Origin of the sequence: Citrobacter sp. Colony219 (assembly GCF_019382635.1) — a bacterium.
Classification (GTDB): Bacteria; Pseudomonadota; Gammaproteobacteria; order Enterobacterales; family Enterobacteriaceae; genus Citrobacter; species Citrobacter youngae.
Genome location: NZ_CP080033.1, coordinates 3585882 through 3586232, shown reverse-complemented (window position 1 = coordinate 3586232; position 351 = coordinate 3585882). Strand labels below are relative to the sequence as shown.

1 protein-coding gene is annotated in these 351 nt (G+C 63.2%); it reads left to right on the top strand.

Features of this window, described 5'->3' with window-relative positions; all coding sequences use genetic code 11:
- Positions 1-351, top strand: a 351-nt coding sequence (locus JTI85_RS21545; RefSeq protein ID WP_255574833.1) for a tRNA(Met) cytidine acetyltransferase TmcA domain-containing protein, incomplete at both ends; no start/stop codon positions are given.

The window sequence follows — 351 nt, the reverse complement described above, 5'->3', positions numbered from 1 at the left end:
CTGGTCATCAGCGGCGAAGAAAACTGGTGCCAGGCGCAAGCGTTAGCGCTACGCAAAACATTGCCCGGCGACTGGCTGTGGGTAGGGGCAACAGCCCCCGCAGAGCCAGGTTGCACACCACAGGCGCTGCAAACGTTACTGGGGCGCGAGTTTCGTCATGCGGTTTTCGACGCCGGACAGGGATTTGACGCGGCGGCGTTTGCCGCACTCAGCGGCACGCTCCGCGCCGGGAGTTGGCTGGTGTTGCTGACCCCACCCTGGCAGGCCTGGCAAACGTCTCCGGACATGGATTCCCTGCGCTGGAGCGACTGCGCCGAACCTATCCCAACACCGCACTTTGTTGAACACTTC